The sequence below is a fragment of the Bartonella capreoli genome (assembly GCF_902813205.1).
Classification (GTDB): Bacteria; Pseudomonadota; Alphaproteobacteria; order Rhizobiales; family Rhizobiaceae; genus Bartonella; species Bartonella schoenbuchensis.
The window spans coordinates 1-556 of the sequence record NZ_CADDZX010000116.1 but is presented as its reverse complement, the minus strand read 5'-3'; the positions used below and the strand labels follow the sequence as shown (position 1 = coordinate 556).

1 pseudogene is annotated in these 556 nt (G+C 32.2%); it reads right to left on the bottom strand.

The features are described 5' to 3' along the window. Positions 1-556: pseudogene (locus J7R05_RS07605) on the bottom strand (MFS transporter); the annotation flags it as partial.

Sequence of the window (556 nt, the reverse complement as noted above, 5' to 3'; positions counted from 1 at the left end):
TTCTTTTGCGTCAGAAATGAAAGAATTCGCTTTTATTGTTTTTTTCTCTCCTTTTAGATCATCCAAAAAAAACAAACCAAAGACTGTTGTGATCATCATTAAAAACGCAGATATATACCATATATATTGGCTAGAATAATCGGCAAAATATGCGCCTATCAAACTAAATATAAACATGCCAATGTAATTATATTGAGAGCTGGAACCGAGCACTTTTTTAGTGGATGCAAGTTTTGTTTTTGCATATTGAACAAGTAGGGCATTATAGGCACCAGCAATAAATGTAAGCGATAATGCATTAAAAGTTTCTGCCAAAAGAAAACCGTAAAAGTTTGTAGAAACTCCCATGAGAAAGAGCCATGCGGTAGCAAAAGCCGCTGCCAAAATTATAGATATTTTATAACTTTTTCTATCGGCAAAATATCCAAGAGGAATATCTGTAACCATCATAATAAAAGCTTGAAATGATTTAATGATACCTATGTCAATAAGGGTTAAGCCTTTTTCAAGCATATAAATACAACAAAAGCGCCTATTAAAATCCTTATACTGTTAA